Source organism: Zhongshania sp. (assembly GCF_029212375.1).
In the GTDB taxonomy this organism is placed as follows: domain Bacteria; phylum Pseudomonadota; class Gammaproteobacteria; order Pseudomonadales; family Spongiibacteraceae; genus Spongiibacter.
On sequence record NZ_JARGNU010000009.1, the window covers coordinates 104,008 to 123,789 of the forward strand.

The 19,782-nt window shown below is 50.1% G+C and carries 15 protein-coding genes and 1 CRISPR repeat array (1 of these 16 only partly in view); of the genes, 12 read left to right on the plus strand and 3 right to left on the minus strand.

Annotated elements, in window-relative coordinates; all coding sequences use genetic code 11:
• Positions 1-134: 134 nt before the first annotated feature.
• Entirely contained in the window at positions 135-980 is an 846-nt protein-coding gene (locus P1U47_RS11130) for an OmpA family protein (protein ID WP_301028968.1), read from the plus strand.
• A gap of 213 nt (positions 981-1,193) precedes the next feature.
• On the opposite strand, the gene P1U47_RS11135 is transcribed toward P1U47_RS11130, so the two are convergent.
• Complete coding sequence (locus P1U47_RS11135; protein ID WP_301028969.1) at positions 1,194-2,528, minus strand: flavohemoglobin expression-modulating QEGLA motif protein; 1,335 nt, start codon at positions 2,526-2,528, stop codon at positions 1,194-1,196.
• Between the two features lie 8 nt (positions 2,529-2,536).
• Positions 2,537-3,646 carry a GNAT family N-acetyltransferase/peptidase C39 family protein gene (locus P1U47_RS11140; RefSeq protein ID WP_301028970.1) on the minus strand — a complete coding sequence of 370 codons (1,110 nt, stop codon included), beginning with the start codon at positions 3,644-3,646 and terminating at the stop codon, positions 2,537-2,539.
• Positions 3,647-3,888: 242 nt separating this feature from the next.
• Between P1U47_RS11140 and P1U47_RS11145 the strand changes: the two genes are divergently transcribed.
• The gene (locus P1U47_RS11145; protein WP_301028971.1) at positions 3,889-5,358 is read left to right on the plus strand and encodes a RimK family protein; all 1,470 of its coding nucleotides are present in this window, start codon (positions 3,889-3,891) and stop codon (positions 5,356-5,358) included.
• 19 nt (positions 5,359-5,377) lie between these two features.
• On the opposite strand, the gene P1U47_RS11150 is transcribed toward P1U47_RS11145, so the two are convergent.
• Positions 5,378-6,529 carry a DUF3080 family protein gene (locus P1U47_RS11150; RefSeq protein ID WP_301028972.1) on the minus strand — a complete coding sequence of 384 codons (1,152 nt, stop codon included), beginning with the start codon at positions 6,527-6,529 and terminating at the stop codon, positions 5,378-5,380.
• A 138-nt stretch (positions 6,530-6,667) separates the two neighbouring features.
• On the opposite strand from P1U47_RS11150, the gene P1U47_RS11155 reads away from it, so the two are divergent.
• The 10 genes from P1U47_RS11155 to cas2 all read left to right on the plus strand — a co-directional run bounded on the left by P1U47_RS11155 (position 6,668) and on the right by cas2 (position 16,482).
• Positions 6,668-7,630, plus strand: a complete 963-nt coding sequence (locus P1U47_RS11155) for a WYL domain-containing protein (RefSeq protein WP_301028973.1) — start codon at positions 6,668-6,670, stop codon at positions 7,628-7,630.
• 169 nt (positions 7,631-7,799) lie between these two features.
• Positions 7,800-10,283 carry a CRISPR-associated helicase Cas3' gene (gene cas3, locus P1U47_RS11160; RefSeq protein ID WP_301028975.1) on the plus strand — a complete coding sequence of 828 codons (2,484 nt, stop codon included), beginning with the start codon at positions 7,800-7,802 and terminating at the stop codon, positions 10,281-10,283.
• Between the two features lie 8 nt (positions 10,284-10,291).
• Entirely contained in the window at positions 10,292-11,002 is a 711-nt protein-coding gene (gene cas5c, locus P1U47_RS11165) for a type I-C CRISPR-associated protein Cas5c (protein WP_301028976.1), read from the plus strand.
• Entirely contained in the window at positions 10,999-13,020 is a 2,022-nt protein-coding gene (gene cas8c / locus P1U47_RS11170; protein ID WP_301028978.1) for a type I-C CRISPR-associated protein Cas8c/Csd1, read from the plus strand. Before cas5c ends, cas8c begins: the two co-directional genes overlap by 4 nt.
• Positions 13,021-13,024: 4 nt before the next feature.
• Complete coding sequence (cas7c, locus tag P1U47_RS11175; RefSeq protein WP_301028979.1) at positions 13,025-13,864, plus strand: type I-C CRISPR-associated protein Cas7/Csd2; 840 nt, start codon at positions 13,025-13,027, stop codon at positions 13,862-13,864.
• A 122-nt stretch (positions 13,865-13,986) separates the two neighbouring features.
• Positions 13,987-14,250: a ribbon-helix-helix protein, CopG family gene (locus P1U47_RS11180; RefSeq protein ID WP_301028980.1), complete on the plus strand. Its 264-nt coding sequence runs from the start codon at positions 13,987-13,989 to the stop codon at positions 14,248-14,250.
• 14 nt (positions 14,251-14,264) lie between these two features.
• Positions 14,265-14,537 carry a type II toxin-antitoxin system RelE/ParE family toxin gene (locus P1U47_RS11185; RefSeq protein WP_301028982.1) on the plus strand — a complete coding sequence of 91 codons (273 nt, stop codon included), beginning with the start codon at positions 14,265-14,267 and terminating at the stop codon, positions 14,535-14,537.
• Between the two features lie 13 nt (positions 14,538-14,550).
• Positions 14,551-15,165 (plus strand): CRISPR-associated protein Cas4, encoded by a 615-nt coding sequence (gene cas4 / locus P1U47_RS11190; RefSeq protein WP_301028984.1) that lies wholly within the window; start codon positions 14,551-14,553, stop codon positions 15,163-15,165.
• A complete protein-coding gene (gene cas1c / locus P1U47_RS11195; RefSeq protein ID WP_301028986.1) occupies positions 15,162-16,178 on the plus strand; it encodes a type I-C CRISPR-associated endonuclease Cas1c in 1,017 nt (338 codons plus the stop codon). Before cas4 ends, cas1c begins: the two co-directional genes overlap by 4 nt.
• A gap of 10 nt (positions 16,179-16,188) precedes the next feature.
• A complete protein-coding gene (gene cas2, locus P1U47_RS11200; RefSeq protein WP_301028987.1) occupies positions 16,189-16,482 on the plus strand; it encodes a CRISPR-associated endonuclease Cas2 in 294 nt (97 codons plus the stop codon).
• Positions 16,483-16,658: 176 nt separating this feature from the next.
• Positions 16,659-19,782: a CRISPR direct-repeat array (repeat unit 32 nt; unit sequence GTCGCGCCCATCACGGGCGCGTGGATTGAAAC) (it continues 212 nt past the right edge of the window).

A 19,782-nucleotide genomic window follows, 5' to 3' on the forward strand; every position in this document is an offset into this window, starting at 1 on the left:
CGCGGACCGTCTGGCGGAGCTGGCACGGAATGCCAATTGAGCAATGATCCATCCGGATTATTTAAGCGATTAAACCGACTTAACTGACGATTAAAGCGTCGGTGATGTCTGTGTTATCACGTAACGGGGGTTACATGAAAAATATACGAGTAGGGATAGCTTTATCGGTAGTAATGTTGGCTATGTCGCCGTTGGTAAGTGCAGAAAGTGGTACTTGTCGTTCGCCTGCGCCAGGTATGCCACTGGAGCTGGATGGCTGCAAAGCAGGTGATTCACTTATATTGCGAGAGGTACATTTTGATAACGACTCGGCGAAATTGAGACCGTCCGCTATGACCTTTCTCGATCAAGTTGCAAAGGAGCTGAAGGACAATCCGACGATCAAAGTCGCGATTGAGGGGCATACCGATAATAACGCATCCTATGATTACAATATGAATTTGTCGCAGAATCGCGCAAATTCCGCCAAATTCTATTTGGTTTCGGCGGGTGTTAATCCAGCCCAACTCGTGCCTAAAGGCTATGGTTTTACGCAGCCTATAGCGGATAATGCCACTGCAGACGGCCGAGCCTTGAATCGCCGGGTAGAGCTGGAATTGGTTGGCACCTTGGTATTAGCGCCAGCCAAGCCCACCAAAGTGTATATCTCTACATTCCATGCCAAGCCTGAGCGGTTGGTGGTGCCCGTGGGCACCGAAGTTACTTGGGTTAACTATGATGAAATCTCCCACGACATTACCTTTGACGGCGTAATGGGTTCGCGTATTTGGACTAGCCCTTGGTTAGGCAATACCTACAGCCTGAAGTTTGACCAAGCGGGTACCTATAATTACCGTTGCAGCGTGCACAAAGATGTTAACGGTAAAATTGAGGTTAAGCCGTCGGTTGATCAATATGTTACTACTGAGTCACCGGTTTACGGTGGCCAAACCACCTCATCGTATAAGGCAAACCAGACCGTAGAACCCTACGGCGGCTAATCTTATTCGATAAATTACAGGCCTTAATCGGTGTTGTTTAATGATTGCAACGCACCGATTTAAGGCCTTTTTTATTGCTTAAAATGAATTTTTTTGCACAAATGCTGCGCGCTACTGCGCAGTTGTTGTGCTTTATCTTGTCAGCAGTGGCGGTTTAAATCGGCAAACTAAGGCCTTGTTGGCGACTAAGAAAAATATTTTCATCAGCGCTATTTATTTTAAGTGCGAGTGAACATCAATAGTTTGCTCAAACAAGGATTTGAAATGCTCTTGGATTCGCGCCAAATCCAGTAGCGACATGCCGCTGGAAAAACCAAACCACACATATAAGCCATTAAGGTCGCGAAACATGGGCGGGAGGTAGCGGGGCGCCTCGATGAAACCGGCTTGCTGATAGTGGTGAAGCACTGGCACATCATCTAAGGCTACTTTACCCACAAACAGCATCGGCAGCATTTCGGGTTTATCTGACAAAATCGCGCTGCGAATAAAATTCACGGTTTCCACAAAACCTTTCACATACGACAAATCCTTGGTAAAACAGCTGCCGCCTTCGACCATACCGCCGCGGAATACCCGCTGGGCAATTTTATAGCTGTCGTGCTGGCTCAGTCCCTGGCTCACAAAATGCCGGTAGACTTCAAGAAAATCGGCGCCGTTTTCGGCCATATCAATCGCCACCACACGGTCGCTAATACGCCGCGCACGGGCGGGGAAGGAGCTAAAGGTGAGGGTTTCAATTAAAACTGCCAAACCTTCCTGCAGGGCAGTTATGCGCGGTGAACCGACGCTCAACCAAGTAGCCCAAGGTTGATTGCGACCGTTGAGCGTGGTGCCCACATGCACCCAGCCCTCGTGAACTTCGAGCACCTGTAAATCGAGGCTGGAAAACGAGGAGTGGGTATTGACCTTAATGCAGTCACCTCCCGCGGCGGCGTCAGACACAATGCCATCGGTTTCCTTAACCGAAAAAGCACTGTCGGAAAAATAGGGCGCAAGGCGCTGCTCTAATTGTTTTACGGCTTCTTCTGCGCTGAGGTTTTTGGGGTAAGCGGCAGCGAGATGTTTGGCGGCTGGGAGTGAAAAAATATGGCAGAGCCGCTGCCCCATTTCAATAAGGGTTAAATTGTCGCCGCGCAGATGGTCGCGGGCCGAGCCGTAGAGCTCGCGACTGGCTTCTAAAAAGCGTGGCCGGCCGCGATTTTCTACCAGATCAATAACGATCAAATACTGCTCAATGGTCTCCACTAAAATTTTGCCAAGTGGGTCGCCCTTGCCCAGCTGCTTGTGAACTTGTGTGCGCAGGGCTTTAAGTTCGGCAATTTTACTGGCGGGATCAAAGTTGAGGGGGTTTTGTAAATAGTAATTGCGATCGACCGCCGGCAGTTTATTCGCCTTGTCGGCAAAGAATTGGGTCTCAATACCTTGTGGCCATTTAATCGCATCGAGGATCAATATGGGCTTCTGTATTGCAATGAGCGACTCAGAAAGCTGCTTAAGGGATTCGCAGTAGTGGCGGTCGGCGTTGCTCAGGGTTTGGCTAGACATAGGCTGGGTTACTCCGTGCTAGCGGGGTGAATGGCGATAAGGCAGCGCAGACGGTTGCGGCCAAAGCTAGCCATGGCGGTAAACGCCTCAATACTAATGGGTACGTGCATAAAATCGGTTTCGCTCTGCCAGCGGCTGTCATTGGTGTCGGGGTCGCTGATATACACAAAATGTTCGTCGGTTTTACTCACATACACCCAGTGGGGCGCACGATTGCGGTTGAGTGCCCAAGTGCTGATTAGGGCGAGCACATTGTCGTGTCGCTCCAGAATCTCACGGAATTGATTGGGCCCCAAAGGGTTAATTTCGATGCTGGCCGGAAAGTGACTTAATTGTTCGGTAAAGTCTTGATGAACCAGCTCAATAACTTCGCGCTTTTCCGTGCTGCGCACACTGTCGATGAACGGGGTGCCGCTGCGGTTGATATACAGATTTACGCCAAAGCCGCGACGCAGCGCAGACAGGGCTAAACCGTGGGGCGAGCAGCCGCCGTGGCCGGTGGTCATAAATATGGTGGTGGCCTCGCGCCAGAGCTGCAATTCCTCGCGGCGAGTCATTGCGTAGTCGGCATTGATATTGGCCATGGCCATCATCAACGCCGCTGGCCCGCAGCTGAATTCGGTGGTTTGCCGGTAGTAGGCCGGCGCCTTGCCGACGATTGGGCTGGTTTCTGGGTGTAGGCGTTTCTCAAAGCGCAGCGCGGTGCAGCCGTCTTCGTAGTAGTCGTCTATGTCATCAAAAACATGGTAGTCGAGCTTTTTATAAAGGGCGATGGCCGCGGGATTGTCGTTGCGCACCTCTAGGCGAACAAACAAGCAGTGGCGAGTGCGGGCTTGGTGCTCGGCGTCGGCCAACAGCGCTTGGGCCAAGCCACGGCCCCGAAAATCGGGGTCGAGGGCAATTGAGTAAAGCCTAGCTAAGCTGGTGCCGGTGCGAAAAAGAACTATGCTATAACCGGCAATGCGGTCATTCACTAAAATTACCGATGCCGAGTGGGCGCCGGGCTTGATTAGGCTTTTAAAACTGCGGCGCGACAATTTATCGCCGCTAAAACAGCGGTTTTCCAAGGCTTCTAGGGCGTTTAAATCGCCCTCGGTGGCCGCGCGGATAGAACTCATTACAACAACCTATTTAGGGGGATCTTGCTCTGGTGAATTGTGGGCGCTGGCGAGCCAAAAGCCAATCAAAATCACTGTGATAATAAGACCTTAAATAGCGCTGCGCGCAGCGCTTTAAGTTCAGTTGGCGGTGGGTTTATTCTGCGTAATATTTACCCGCCAGATTATTGAACGGCGTATTGTTAATAGCAAAAATTGGTCGCAGAATGCGGCTCATCGTTTGCCCTATTGAGAGATGGCTAATGTCACGTTTTTTTGTTGTTGTTGACGATCTAAAGGATTGGTCGCCCTATTACCCTAGCCAAGATGTCATCACCTTCGATGACTACTTAGAGCGCATTGGTCAGAGCAGCGGCGAGCGGGTGCGGGTAATCAATTTGGCGCGCAGCTACCGCTATTTGGGTACGGGCTATTACTGCTCGCTGCTGGCCGAAGCGCGTAGTCACAATGTATTGCCCTCGGTAAACACTTTGAGTGAGCTGGCGCGCAAGTCACTCTCAGGCATTTTGCTCGAGGGTGTGGAGCCGCTGTTAGCTAAATTACCTGCGGCCAAGCTGGGCGACAGCATTAGCTTTCGGAGTTGGTTTGGCGAATGCTTAGAACCCGAGTACGCGGCAATCGCCAAAGCGGTTTTTGAGCGTTTTCCGTCGCCGTTGATCGAGATTACCCTCGAATTCAATAAGACACGCTGGCAGATTAAGAAGCTGCACTTGGTAGCCTTAAAATCCCTGAAAGCGGGTGGCGAGCAAGAGGCCTTTGCCTCGACCTTTGAGCGCTTCAGCAGCAAAATGTGGCGCAAGCCCAAGGCCAGAAAAACCTTTCGCTACGATTTGGCAATTTTGGTTGACCCCGACGAAAAACTGCCGCCCAGCGATAAGGGCGCACTGCGCAAATTTACCAAGGCGGCGGCAAATTTGGGGATTTCTGCCGAGCTAATTACCAAGAAGGATTACTTGCGCCTGCCGGAATACGATGGCTTGTTTATTCGCGAAACCACTTCGGTAGATCACCACACCTACCGCTTTGCCAAAAAGGCGGCGGCAGAGGGCTTGGTGGTGATGGACGATCCAACCTCCATCTTGCGCTGCACCAATAAAATTTACTTGGCCGACTTACTCAAGAGCCACAAAGTGCCAACGCCGCGCACAGAAATTTTGCGGCGCGATAACACCGAAGAGTTACACCGTATTGCCGATACGCTGGGCTACCCGATTGTGCTTAAAGTACCCGACGGGGCGTTTTCGCGGGGTGTGGTTAAGGTTGAGGACTGGGACAGCTTGGTGAGTGAGAGCAAACGTCTACTCGACAAATCCGCTTTACTGCTGGCTCAAGAATTTATGTATACCGACTACGATTGGCGCATTGGTGTACTCGACGGCAAACCGCTGTTTGCCTGCCGGTATTATATGGTGCGCAATCACTGGCAAATTTATAAACACAGCAGCAGTAAAAGCCAGTCGGGCGGTTTCGACACCATGCCGACATACGAGGCCCCCAAAAAGGTGATAGATGTTGCCGTAAAAGCCTGCAAATTAATTGGCGATGGTTTTTATGGTGTGGATGTAAAGCAGTCTGACAACCGCGTGGTGATTATTGAAGTTAACGATAACCCCAGTATCGATTCTGGTGTAGAAGACCTATTTCTTGGTGACGGCTTATACGATTCGGTCATGGAAGTATTTTTACGCCGCATGGAAAAACGTCGGCGTTAATGCGCCGCCACTACAGAGATTAATTCCCTGGCGATAGGCCACACTGGCTAAGCAAGGCGCTAGCCAGTGCCACATGGTGGCGCTGAGCCTCGGTTGTGGCGACAAGTAAATTGTCGCGCTGGGCTTGCCATTCAATAAAGGCAGGTGGAATCGCTAAGTTATTTTTTGTCATGGCGGCGAGCACATCATGTTCAATGCTGCCTACCACCGCCATTACCGCAAATTGGTGTTGATTAATTCTGCTGGCCTGGGCTTGTAGTTGGCTAATAAACACGCTGTTTAAAGCGCCGCGAAAATGCTCCGCCGCGGGAATCGGCTGCGGCTTAAGGCAGAGCGGCCGGCCATTTACACGCTGGGCAATAATACTGCTGGCGCTTATTAATCCGTTTACATTAAGCTGCTGCGCGGCGAGCATACTGCCACCTGCACCTAGGCGAATTTCGCCTAAGGTATTTAGCAACGTGTCGCTAAATTGCTGCCACTCTATCGACGACCAAGCAGCCATTGCCTCGGGCTCGCTGAGCCACTCAGTTTGCCATTGCCGCCAGCGAGCCAGCGCGGCAAGGCTGGGGTCTTTGCCCTTGAGTGGATAAACATTTAAATCAACGGGCATCTGCCAAAACTGCCGAAACTCAGGGCCAATCAAACTCGCAGCAAAAATGCGCGCTGGTAATTCCCGCTGCTTGATTTGCGCGGCTATTTCCAATTGCGCTGCCAGCGCTATTAAGTTGTCTTCTTTTAGTATTTTCTGGCACGTGGCGGCTTGGCTTATAAAGCGCAAATCAAAAATTAGCCTAGCAGCGGCGTCGCCGTGGCGGCCGAGAATACTATTGCGTTGGGCAATAGTGTCGCGCAGCGCGCAGCGCCGCATTCGTAAAAAGTCCAGTAAATCGATGCCGCTGCCGCTGAACTCGAGGCTGAGTTCTCTGGGCTTGGGTAAATGAGGAAAAGCAATATCGTTTTGCGGCTCAGCTTGGCGTTGCAGCACCCGCTCTAATCGGCTTTGGTAGTCTTGCCATTGCGAAGCTAGTTGATTTTTGTTAGCACACGCGCCAATGGTGCAGCTAAGTAAAGCAAATACAAAAATACGAGTAATAGCGACACGTTTACTAAACCTTTGCACCGCGTGCGCGCTGGGCTGACGCTTTGTTAATTGCTTTGCTATTGCCATAGAAAGGCCTTAATTGGTTACGCAAGTGGCGAGGCGTATACTTAAACCGACAGCTACTGCAATACTATACTAATAAAGGAAGTGAACGGATCAGTCGCCGCGCCATTGCACAAACTTGCACAGGGATGGTTTTGAGTTTTGGATAAATTCGATCGTTTTCAGCTTCTGCATCGGCAGTTTAGTCAGCATCGCAAACCAATACCAATTGCTCGGCTTGCCATATTGCTAGAGTGTTCAGAAAAAACCGTAAAGCGCGCTATCGACAATATGCGCGATTACTTAGACGCCCCCATAGAATACATTTCCGAAGCCAAAGGCTGGGCTTACGCGCCACAAGCGCTAGGCCATTACGAACTGCCCGGCTTGTGGCTAACCAGTGCCGAGCTGCAATCGCTGGCCCTGCTTTTACAACTGCTAAACAGCTTTGGCAACGGCTTGCTAAATCAAGAGCTATCTGTTATCGAGCAGTCTATTACCAAATTATTGGCCTCGCGGGGTATTGAACGCAGCGCGTTTGATCAACACATTAAGGTGCTAGCGCTGAGTAACCGTTACCTTGCTAGTCAAATGTTTGCGCAAGTGTGTGAGGCGGTCTTAAAAAAGCGACGTTTGATTATTAACTACCGCAACTACCAGCAGCAAGCGTCCCAGCGCGAGATAAGCCCGCAAACCTTGGTGTATTACCGCGAAAACTGGTACCTCGACGCGTGGTGCCATCTTCGTAATGACCTGCGTACCTTCTCCTTAGCCAGAATAGAAAAGCTCAATATTCTCGATAACAGCGCATTGCCAATAACAGGCGAACAACTAACGGCGCACTTTACCAAAGGCTACGGCATTTTTTCTGGCGCAGCCAAATACACCGCAACATTACGCTTTGGGCCGGCGCTCGCCCACGAAATTGCCATGCAACAATGGCACCCAGAACAAATAGGAAAATGGGATGGGCGTGATTACCTGTTAAGCCTGCCATACAGTGATGAGCGAGAACTTATTCAAGATATTCTGCGCTACGGCCCCGACGTTACAGTTGAGCAACCAAGCGAACTTCGGCAAGCAGTACATAATCGGCTTAAACAAGCCATTCAGTTGTATAAGTGATTCGTGGCGGGAATGTGCGCGATTTTTAGGCTTATAACTGGCGACCAAAAGCACTGGATATATCGCCAGGACAGGTTTTGACCGGTAAGGGTGCTAAGGTGGCGGCAGTTATACATTAACTTGCTTTAAGTTAAGTGGGTATTTTACGGGCAGCGCCAAGGATGCATAAATGGATTTTATAGCGCATAAACGCGAGAAAAGTAGCGAAGTTCAGCCATTAGATGTCCACTTAAGCGAAGTTGGCGCGCTGGCGTCGAGCTTTGCACAAAAAATAGGCATATCCGACGCCGGTTTGGTCTTGGGCTTGCTCCACGATTTTGGAAAATACAGCAAGGCCTTTCAGGATTATCTCAATTCGGCAGTGGGACGTATTAAGCCTGATGAAGATGAATTTGTTGATGCCAAGGCCTTAAAAGGGAAAATAGATCATTCCACTGCGGGCGCGCAATATATTTGGACTCAGCTCCAAACTATCGGCGCAGCTGGGCAGGGCGAGTTAGTCGCACAAATTCTCTCGCTCTGCATAGCGTCACACCACAGCGGTTTGATTAACTGTATTGCCGAAGATGGTAGTCAGACATTCCTTCGGCGAATAGAGAAAGGCGATGATCAAACCCATCTTCAGGAATGTTTACAAAATGTTGATACGCAGTTTATGGCTAGAATTGAGGCCTTGGTTGATGGGAACTTGGTGCGTCAGGTTTTCGAAAAAGTCCGTGCTACGGTTAACTTGCCAAAAAATGCGGATGAAACCCTGTCAAAAACCGACGCCTTCGCACTTGGAATTTTTACGCGATTTTTGTTTTCGTGTCTTATAGACGCAGACCGACTCAATAGCGCTGAATTTGAGAACCCTTTAAGGATGCAGCAGCGTCTTGGTCAGCAAGCGTGGCAGGATTGGACAGTAGCCATCGACCGCTTTGAATCGTTTATTAATCAATTTAAGCAAAAACGCCCCATTGATGGTATCCGTAAGGGGATATCTGAAACGTGTAAAGCGCGAGCAAATGATCCCCAAGGTATTTACTCCCTAACGGTGCCAACCGGCGGCGGTAAAACCTTGGCGAGTTTACGTTATGCCTTGCATCATGCCCATAAGCACGGGCTTGATCGAATTATCTACATTATTCCTTACACCTCTATCATTGAACAAAATGCCAGCGAGGTTAGAAAAATTCTGGAGCGCGAGGCTGATCCTTATCCTTGGGTATTGGAGCACCACAGTAATATTGAGCCAGAGCAGCAAACTTGGCATTCAAAGCTAGTGTCAGAAAATTGGGATTCGCCCATCGTATTTACAACCACGGTACAGTTTCTTGAAGCACTTTTTAGCGGCGGAACCCGTGGTGTGAGGCGTATGCATCAATTAGCGAATTCAGTGCTGATTTTTGATGAGATTCAAACTTTGCCGATTAATTGCATACATTTGTTTTGCAATGCACTGAATTTTCTTAGTAAGCACGCGAAATCTACAGCGATACTATGCACTGCGACCCAGCCAGTGCTCGACAAACTCCGGTTCTCAGATAAAGGCCAGCTGGCTATGTCTGAGTGCTCGGAGCTTATTAATGATACGAATACGCTCTTCGACCAGCTAAGCCGAGTTGTGGTGAATAATAGAATAAAAATCGGTGGTTGGAGCGAACAGGAGGTTACGCTGCATGCCTTGTCGCGGTATCGAGAATCTGGCAGTTGCCTAATTATTATGAATACCAAGGCATGGGCACAAAAGCTCTATGTAGCTTGTTGCGCCGCCGAGGGCAGTGATTCGGTGTTTCATTTAAGCACAAGCTTGTACCCAGCCCATCGAAAAGCGCAACTTGATCTTATACGCGAAAGATTGGAGCAAGGGCTTCCGGTGCTCTGCATTAGCACCCAGCTAATCGAGGCGGGTGTCGATGTATCCTTTGCGTCGGTCATTCGGTTTTTGGCCGGCTTAGATTCGATTGCGCAAGCGGCGGGGCGCTGTAATCGGCATGGCGAACTTTGCGATGCGAATGGTAATTATATAAAAGGTCAGGTAGATATTATTAATCCTGATACTGAAAACCTTGGCATGCTTAAAGATATCGCTATTGGGCAGGAGCAGACCCTTAGGGTGCTTAGCGAGTTTGCCGGTAGTGATTTATTAACGCCCGAGGTTATACAGCGTTATTTTCAGTACTACTTTTACGCGCGCAGTGATGACATGGAGTACACCATTAAATCAAACCAAGCGATGCGCGACGATACCTTGCTTGAGATCTTGGGCCGCAATTCCAACAATGTCGGCAATAAGAATGAGGCGCGACGGACCAGCGGGAAGCTGCCGATGTTGGCTCAATCATTTATGGACGCAGGTCGAGCCTTTCAATCAATTGATGCCCCAACGAAAGCCGTGGTAGTGCGGCACGGTAAGGGCGTGGCCCTAGTGAATGAGCTTTGCCGATTAGCTAAAGAGTTTGAGCCGCAAGAATACTATCGTGCCTTAAAGGAAGCGCAGCAATACAGCGTGAATGTTTTCCCCAATGTTTGGGCTAAGTTGCTAGAGCGCGATGCTGTGCACGAAACGCAAGAAGGAGAGGGCATCTATTACTTGGATGCCGAATATTACAGCGAAGAATTTGGGCTTGCCACTGAACCAGTGCGCAGCATGGACGCATTACTCTGCTAGGAGTTGTTATGAAAAACAGTATCAGTTTTCGGCTTTGGGGGCGGTATGCCTTATTTACTGATCCCATCACCAAAATAGGTGGCGAAAAATGCTCGTATCACATTCCAACCTACGAAGCCTTAAAGGGCGTATTAAAGTCGATTTACTGGAAGCCAACCCTAATCTGGTATGTAGATCGGGTGCGGGTGATAAAACCGCTGCAAACCCAGACGAAAGGCACCAAGCCTTTGGTGTGGAACGGAGGGAACAGCTTAGCTATTTATACCTTTCTGCATGATGTGGAATATGAAGTAGAGGCGCATTTTGAGTGGAATGAGCATCGGCCTGAGCTAGAGCAAGATCGTATAGACGGCAAGCACTTTGCCATAGCGCAACGGATGCTTGAGAAGGGTGGCCGACAAGATATTTTTCTTGGCACGCGAGATTGCCAAGCCTATGTTGAACCCTGCGAGTTTAACTCTGCTGCCAGTGTTGGAAATTACGACCAGCTTCCAGAGTTGGGCTTTGGCCTGATGTTCCATGGTTTTGACTACCCTGATGAAACGGGTATTGACGAGCTGCATAGTCGGTTTTGGCAGCCGTTCATGCGCAATGGGATTATTGAATTCCCTCGTCCGGAGGCCTGTGAGGTAAAACGCTTTGTTCGAAAAATGCGGGCCAAAGAATTCGACTTGAATACGAATCTGCTGCCGGTAGAACTTGCGGAGGACAAAATATGAGCTGGATGGCGCGCTTATACGACACCTACGAGCAGGCGATGCAGTTGGATGTGGCCGAAGATTTAAAGCCGATTCCGATTTGCCACACCGTACAGAATACCCATATTAATATTGTGATTGACGGTCATGGCAACTTCAAACGCGCGAAGGTTTTAGAGAAAACGCAAATTGTCCTGCCTGCCACAGAAAAGTCTGCGGGTAGAGGTGCCGGCGAAGCGCCACATTCGTTGGCGGATAAACTGCAGTATTTAGCCGGAGATTACGCGTCACATGGTGGGTTGAAAAAAGCTTATTTCGATGGCTTTCGTGCGCAGCTTACAGATTGGTGTAACTCAGATTTTTCTAACCCAAGTGCCTGCGCGGTGCTTGCTTACGTGTCTAAAAGCACGGTTGTTAGCGATTTAACGAAAGCCAAAATCACCTGTGTAGATGACGCTGGGCAGTTATTGACCTCGTGGCCGGACAGCGCTGGTGAGGCGCCATTGCTATTTAAAGTCTTACCAAAAGAAGCTGGCAAGCTCGACCAAGGTAATGCGCTGGTCTGCTGGACGGTTGAGGCAGATGGTATTGAATGCCCCGAGACGTGGAAAGACACTGAATTACAGCGCCAGTGGATCGCTTTTGATAGCAGAAATTCCGATTTAACGGCGTTGTGCTTTGTGTCGGGTAGCATTCAACCCATTGCACTCAGCCACCCCGCAAAGCTTCGGCACTCCGGCGATAAAGCGAAACTTATTTCTTCAAACGATATGAGCGGATTCACCTTTAAGGGCCGTTTTACGGATAACGATAAGTCAATAAAACAAATGGGTTTGCAGTCGGCGGCGATTGGCTCGGTTACTAGCCAGAAAGCACATAATGCGCTGCGGTGGTTGATTAACAGACCGAGGCAATCCTTTCGTAATGGTGATCAGGTAATCGTGGCATGGGCAGTGTCTGGCAAGGAAATTCCTGATCCGATGGTTGCGACGGCCGATTATGATTTTGATAATTACGACAAGGTCGAACCGCTGCCTAGTAGTGAGTCTGCCATAGACGCTGATGTCGATCATACTATTGATTTGGGGCAGAGCTATGCTGCCAAGCTAAGCCGCTATATGAATGGATATCGCGCTGATTTAGCCGTCAATGATCGTATTTCTATTATGGCAATTGATTCCGCAACGCCAGGACGAATGGGCGTTGTTTATTACCGCGAAACACTACCGCAGGAATATATAGATACGCTAAGCCAGTGGCATACCGACTTTGCATGGCCTCAACGCATGGTAAGTGAAGTACCTGAAGCAGACGGCAAGCCAAAAGCTAAAACAAAATCAAAGGTAACGTGGCGCTGCAGTGTGCCATCGCCATATACCATTTTGAATGCGGTTTACGGCGATATTATTAAAGGCAATGACAGCCTTAAGAAGAATTTTTACCAACGAATAATCCCGTGTATTTTGGAAGGGCGCAGTATTCCAATTGATTTAGTTCAGCGCAGTGTGCAGCAGGCCAGTAATCCAAATGGCCAAGAACATTGGGCTTGGGAAAAGTCATTGGGTGTAGCCTGTTCTTTATATCGCGGTTATTACCTTCGTCATCCTCGCATCGAGCAACAAAAGGAATTTGCCATGGCTTTAGATACCACAATTACATCCAGAGATTATCTCTATGGACGGCTGCTTGCTTTGGCTGAGCGATTAGAGGAGGTTGCATTGCGTGCTGCCTCGGTAAATCGACCGACTACGGCGAACCGCTTAATGCAGCGTTTTTCGAGTCGGCCCTATGAAACGTGGTTGACTATATACAAGCAATTAGACCCGTATATGCGTCAAATGAAAACATCGCGCCCTGGCTTTTTGATCAATATTAATAAAGAAATAGACGCAGTAATGGCAATGTTTGATCGCGATGAATTTGTTGATGGTAAGGCGCTGTCAGGCGAATTTTTGTTGGGCTTTCACTGTCAGCGTCTTGCCTTGAATCATAAGCCCGAAACCCAAATTGAAACTACCGCTACTACCACAGAGGAATAAGGACATGAGCCTGAACAGTAAAATAGATTTTGCCGTAATTTTTAGTGTTAAAAATGCAAACCCCAATGGTGATCCGCTAAATGGCAATCGCCCGCGGGTTGATTACGAGGGCTTTGGTGAAATAACCGACGTTTGCTTAAAACGGAAAATTCGTGATCGCCTGCAGACTGAGAAGCTAAGCATTTTTGTGCAATCTGATGAAAAGAAAACCGATGGCATGACTAGCCTCCAGAATCGTGCGTACTCGGATGAGTTTGGATTAGGAAAAGAAGCCTTCAACGCCAAGAAAAATAGTCCCGATGAAACCGCAAAACTGGCTTGTGCCAAGTGGTTTGACGTGCGCGCCTTTGGTCAGCTGTTTGCGTATAAAGGCGACGGAAAAGACGGCGTTTCGGTGGCCATTCGGGGTCCGGTAACTATTCAGTCTGCCTTTTCAGTTGAGCCGGTTAGCGTTACCAGCACCCAAATCACAAAAAGTGTGAGCGGTGAGGGTGATGGCAGCAAAAAGGCATCCGATACCATGGGAATGAAACATCGAGTCGATTCAGCCGTATATGTCGCTTACGGCGCGATGACCCCGCAATTGGCTGAACGTACCGGCTTCTCCGATGAAGATGCTCAGGCCATTAAAGCGGTGTTGCCAACGTTATTTGAAGGTGATGCCTCGTCTGCGCGGCCCGAAGGCAGTATGGCCGTTAAAAAGGTAATTTGGTGGCAGCACAATAGTAAGTCTGGGCAGTATTCGTCGGCGAAGGTCCACGGTTCTATAACTATTAAACCTGATGGAAGCTACTCTCTAGAATCACTTAGTGGCCTAATTCCAGACGAAATTGATGGGTTTTAGGGGGCTTAAGTAGCATTGTGTAGCCATAGGACGAGTGGATTGTTCTCTCCGATAATGGACTAGACTATGTAGCTAGGTGTATTACACTTGGCTACATATAGCTACTCTTGGAGGATATTGCTATGGCTGTGACCAGCATACGTTTGCAAACAGAATTGGAGGAGCCTTTAGAGGTTCTTTGTAAAAAGCTTGATCGAAGTAAGAACTATCTTATTAATCAGGCGCTTAAAGAGTTTATTGCTCAGCAAGCCCTAGCAGAGCAGCGCTGGAATGAGACCTTGCCAGCCTTAGATTCTATGAAGGCGGGGAAGGGCGTTTCCTCTGAAAAAGTGTTTGAGTGGATGAAGAGCTGGGGTACTGACGACGAGTTGCCGAGACCTAAATAATGAATCTGATCTTCATGGATGAAGCGTTAGACGATATTGAAACAATTCGAGATTTCTTGGCACAAGTAGGTGCCATTCAAGTCGATGGCCTCGTTGGTGAGATTTATAACGCCGCAGAGCGCTTGGTGGGTTTTCCAGAAATTGGTGTAAGGGTAAATAACTCCAAGGAATGGGGCGATGTCCGCGATTTTTTCTCAGCTCATTACTGCCTGCGATATGCTTGTTATCAGAATGCTTTATATATTTTGCGGGTTTGGCATCAAAAGGAGAATGAAAGGAATCTGTGATTCTTGACACGCCATGGACAACTACCTCGCCATCTCGGCTCTTCAACATTACGCTTTCTGCCCACGGCAGTTTGCTTTAATTCATGTAGAGCAAGCATGGGCAGAAAATCGCTTTACGGCCGAAGGCAAAGTGCTGCACGAGCGGGTAGATTCTGGAATTGCAGAACAGCGCCGAGGTACGCGCTATGAGCGCGGTGTCATGATCGAGTCTGAGCACTATCGTATTAAGGGGAAAATGGATTTGCTGGAAGTAATTGCTGGCGATCCGGTGTTGTTTTTTCCAGTGGAATATAAACGTGGCAAATCCAAACTCGAAGACTGGGATCGTATTCAGCTCTGTGCCCAAGCCTTATGTCTAGAGGAAATGCGAAATTGTAAAGTCAACGAAGGCGCACTTTGGTATTGGGAAGTGCGTCGTCGCGAGCAAGTTGATATTGATGATGCGTTAAGGCACGCGACCATTGCGGCAATTGAGCATGCACACCTTATTTTGGCCAGTGGCATCACGCCGGAACCAACAGCAAACACGCGCCGTTGTCGGGCTTGCTCACTTATGGATATCTGTGAGCCGGAGACGTTTCGCAAGGATCATTCCGCGGGTTATATCAAGGAGTTATTCGGCGAATGAAGAAACTACTGAATACCCTGTATATCACCCGACAAGAAAGTTATTTGCATAAAGATCGCGAAACGATTGTTATAAAAAATGGCGATCAAAAGCTGGGTCAATTTCCATCGCTGACTATCGGCAATATCTTATGTTTTGGCCAAATATCCGTCTCACCATTTTTAATGGGCTATTGCGGTGAGCAAGGTATCGGCTTGGCGTTTTACACCGAATATGGCCGATTTTTAGCTCGGGTTCAGGGTAAACAGACGGGTAATGTCTTGCTCAGGCGCGCTCAGTATCGTTGGGCTGACGACGAGAGCCGCTCTGTCGCAATAGCGCGATTAATGGTGGCCGCTAAAATTGCCAACGGGCGCTCTGTGCTGATGCGTGAACTGAGGAATCATGGCGATAATCCAATGCTCACTCAAGCAGCCGATAAATTGGCAAACAGTTTACGTCGAGTAAAACACGCTAAAACCGTTGCCGAAGCAATGGGCATGGAGGGGGATGCTGCCGCAACCTATTTCTCAGTATTTAATGAATTGATTCGAGAAAGCGGATTTGTATTTGGTGGGCGTGTTCGCAGGCCGCCTACCGATTCTGTAAACGCACTGTTGTCTTTTGTTTACTCACTAATTACCCAAGAATGTGCGTCTGCTTTACAAGGTGTAGGCCTAGATCCTTACGTTGGTTACCTACACCAAGACCGGCCTGGCCGACTTAGCCTTGCCTTAGATTTACTTGAAGAGTTTAGAGCGCCTTGGGCCGATCGTTTTGTACTAACGCTTATCAATCGTCGGCAAATACAGCTAAAGGATTTTGTTAATGAGGCCAGCGGTGCCGTGCGTCTAAGCGATGATGCTCGAAAGGCGTTGCTTGTTGCGTATCAAGAGCGTAAGCAAATTGAAGTCATGCACCCGTATTTACAAGAACAAGTGCCTATTGGTTTACTGCCTCATTGCCAAGCAATGCTGCTTGCTCGCCACATACGAGGTGACACGGAATTTTACACACCCTACATAGTGAAATAAGGAGCTTATTATGCTGGTATTAGTTACTTATGACGTGAGCGTGGTAAGTGAAGGTGGCCAGCGACGGCTTAGGAGAATAGCCAAAACTTGCCTAGATTACGGTGTGCGAGTGCAAAACTCCGTGTTTGAATGCGAAGTCGAACCCGCGCATTTTGTGACATTAAAAGAATCGCTGCTAGATATTTTTGACCCAGAAGAAGACAGCCTTCGCTTCTATTTTTTAGGAAAAAAAGGTCGCCAAAGAGTTGAGCACCTTGGCGCTAAGCATACAGACGATCCACTTCGCGACGCCCTCATTTTATAAATCGCTAACCCCCAGTGCACATCGATTTTCAGTTCGGTTAGCGAATTACTATCACTTTGATTAGTAATGAAATTATTGAAAAACATGATTTTCATACAGCAGTATTTGGTTTTTTAAATTAGGTTAGCGGAAGAAATGTACTTTCTTCTGGTTATTTAACAACTTAGACTATGACTGTCGCGCCCATCACGGGCGCGTGGATTGAAACTCGTCAAAGCGAAAACGCCAAAGTAAGCCACTGGGTCGCGCCCATCACGGGCGCGTGGATTGAAACCAGCTACAGCCAATGCATGTTACCTCGTTGCAAAGTCGCGCCCATCACGGGCGCGTGGATTGAAACTTTTATTAATGCTTGTAGCAAAAGCCTCGCTAAGTCGCGCCCATCACGGGCGCGTGGATTGAAACTACGTATTCAATGGCGTAAGTTCCACACCAATAGGTCGCGCCCATCACGGGCGCGTGGATTGAAACGCCAATTAACCACAGCTCTCGGCCTCGGTTGATGTCGCGCCCATCACGGGCGCGTGGATTGAAACCCCCGTCTCTATTGTTGCTTGCAAGTAGTCGCCAGGTCGCGCCCATCACGGGCGCGTGGATTGAAACTCGATACTCTCCAGAATCGCAATCGGGACACCCCGTCGCGCCCATCACGGGCGCGTGGATTGAAACTTGCCAAATCGAATCCAAGTCGTAAGGGGCAAGGGTCGCGCCCATCACGGGCGCGTGGATTGAAACTGCCTAATCGCATTTTTAACTGCGTGCATTGCTTGTCGCGCCCATCACGGGCGCGTGGATTGAAACAAAAACTCTTCCATAATCAACTCCAAAATATAACGTCGCGCCCATCACGGGCGCGTGGATTGAAACCCGTATGCGTTGGCATTCGGTGTTAATCGCCCCTGTCGCGCCCATCACGGGCGCGTGGATTGAAACTGTATGCCCGAACCAATACGGCTGAACATATTGCGTCGCGCCCATCACGGGCGCGTGGATTGAAACTATTAATACCGACAAAGTAACTGAAATGGTTGCTGGTCGCGCCCATCACGGGCGCGTGGATTGAAACAGCGGTTGCTGCCTCACAAACAAATCGCGAGCTGGGTCGCGCCCATCACGGGCGCGTGGATTGAAACATCGCCGCTTATACACATGCTGACACATTAACGCGTCGCGCCCATCACGGGCGCGTGGATTGAAACTTTACATCGGCTTAATTAGCGGCGACAACTGGTCGTCGCGCCCATCACGGGCGCGTGGATTGAAACACCAGAACATGAAGCTGTAAGGTTGGCCGACGCTGTCGCGCCCATCACGGGCGCGTGGATTGAAACAGAGCTTGACCGGCAGGCGTCTGAATACCTGAAAGTCGCGCCCATCACGGGCGCGTGGATTGAAACATGCTGACGGCAAGACTCGGCAGCGGTTTTTGGCGTCGCGCCCATCACGGGCGCGTGGATTGAAACACCTTATCTCGGCGTCCACGGCCACTAGGTTTATGTCGCGCCCATCACGGGCGCGTGGATTGAAACTATCGAAGAGCAAGGTGCAGACGCGCCTGAACATGTCGCGCCCATCACGGGCGCGTGGATTGAAACTTACTTTTTTGGGTATGCGTTACAATAACCTCGTTGTCGCGCCCATCACGGGCGCGTGGATTGAAACATAAATGTTGGATTTGCCTGTGTAGGGTTAACAGGTCGCGCCCATCACGGGCGCGTGGATTGAAACTACGACCTTGATAAAGTTACTCGGTTTCACCAGCCGTCGCGCCCATCACGGGCGCGTGGATTGAAACGCTCTTGCTCGTAAGCTGGCGCATACACGCTGGTGTCGCGCCCATCACGGGCGCGTGGATTGAAACTAAATATTGGTGCGGGTCACGCAGGCTAACAACAGGTCGCGCCCATCACGGGCGCGTGGATTGAAACTGGCGGCGTGTTGGTGGCGCGTATGCGTTGCAGGTCGCGCCCATCACGGGCGCGTGGATTGAAACATGGCGGCGTGGTGAGCGGCGCCCACGGCCTGAAGGTCGCGCCCATCACGGGCGCGTGGATTGAAACACTGCTGGCGATAAGGTTGTGCAATTCGACCCAGGTCGCGCCCATCACGGGCGCGTGGATTGAAACCAATGGCTTTAAGTCTGTGTGACCTATGGGCCACGTCGCGCCCATCACGGGCGCGTGGATTGAAACATCATACTGGGCGACAACTGATTTGCTGTAGCTGTCGCGCCCATCACGGGCGCGTGGATTGAAACGTGGGCCGCAACTGCTGAACCGCCTCAACGGCGGGTCGCGCCCATCACGGGCGCGTGGATTGAAACAGGTTGGTACGATTGGAACGGCTGCAAACCGTATGTCGCGCCCATCACGGGCGCGTGGATTGAAACCCTTTGCATTGTGCGCTGTTGGTGTTGACCACCAAGTCGCGCCCATCACGGGCGCGTGGATTGAAACGAAGCCGTCGAGCCTGAGCAAGTACTGGTCGATAGTCGCGCCCATCACGGGCGCGTGGATTGAAACAATGCTAGATATTACATCGACAATCTTTAATGCTTGTCGCGCCCATCACGGGCGCGTGGATTGAAACTTGAGTAGGCGTAGCCGCTGCTACCTCCGCAGTGGTCGCGCCCATCACGGGCGCGTGGATTGAAACATGCCTTAACCCCACTTAACCAGTGCGTATTAACGTCGCGCCCATCACGGGCGCGTGGATTGAAACTTCCTGAATTTGGGTGGCATCGCGGCAAGGCACGTCGCGCCCATCACGGGCGCGTGGATTGAAACAATATCGCGCTTTTTGTTTGACAGAGTAATGTTGTCGCGCCCATCACGGGCGCGTGGATTGAAACAGCACTGGCATGACTCTGGCGAAGACGGGATGGTGTCGCGCCCATCACGGGCGCGTGGATTGAAACCTTCGCGTTCATGTCGTTTGCTAGCAGTTGCAGGAGTCGCGCCCATCACGGGCGCGTGGATTGAAACAGCTCGAAGTAAAGATCACAGACACCACCACCCGTCGCGCCCATCACGGGCGCGTGGATTGAAACACGACATTTACCACCCCAGACCCAAACAACGGCTAGTCGCGCCCATCACGGGCGCGTGGATTGAAACGTCGGCAGTGCCGTCGCCGGTGCGGCTAAGCACGTCGCGCCCATCACGGGCGCGTGGATTGAAACATTGTGACTGATTCGGTGCAGCGGTATTCGGTATGTCGCGCCCATCACGGGCGCGTGGATTGAAACTATCCATAAAAAAGGGCCACAATCGCGGCCCTCTGTCGCGCCCATCACGGGCG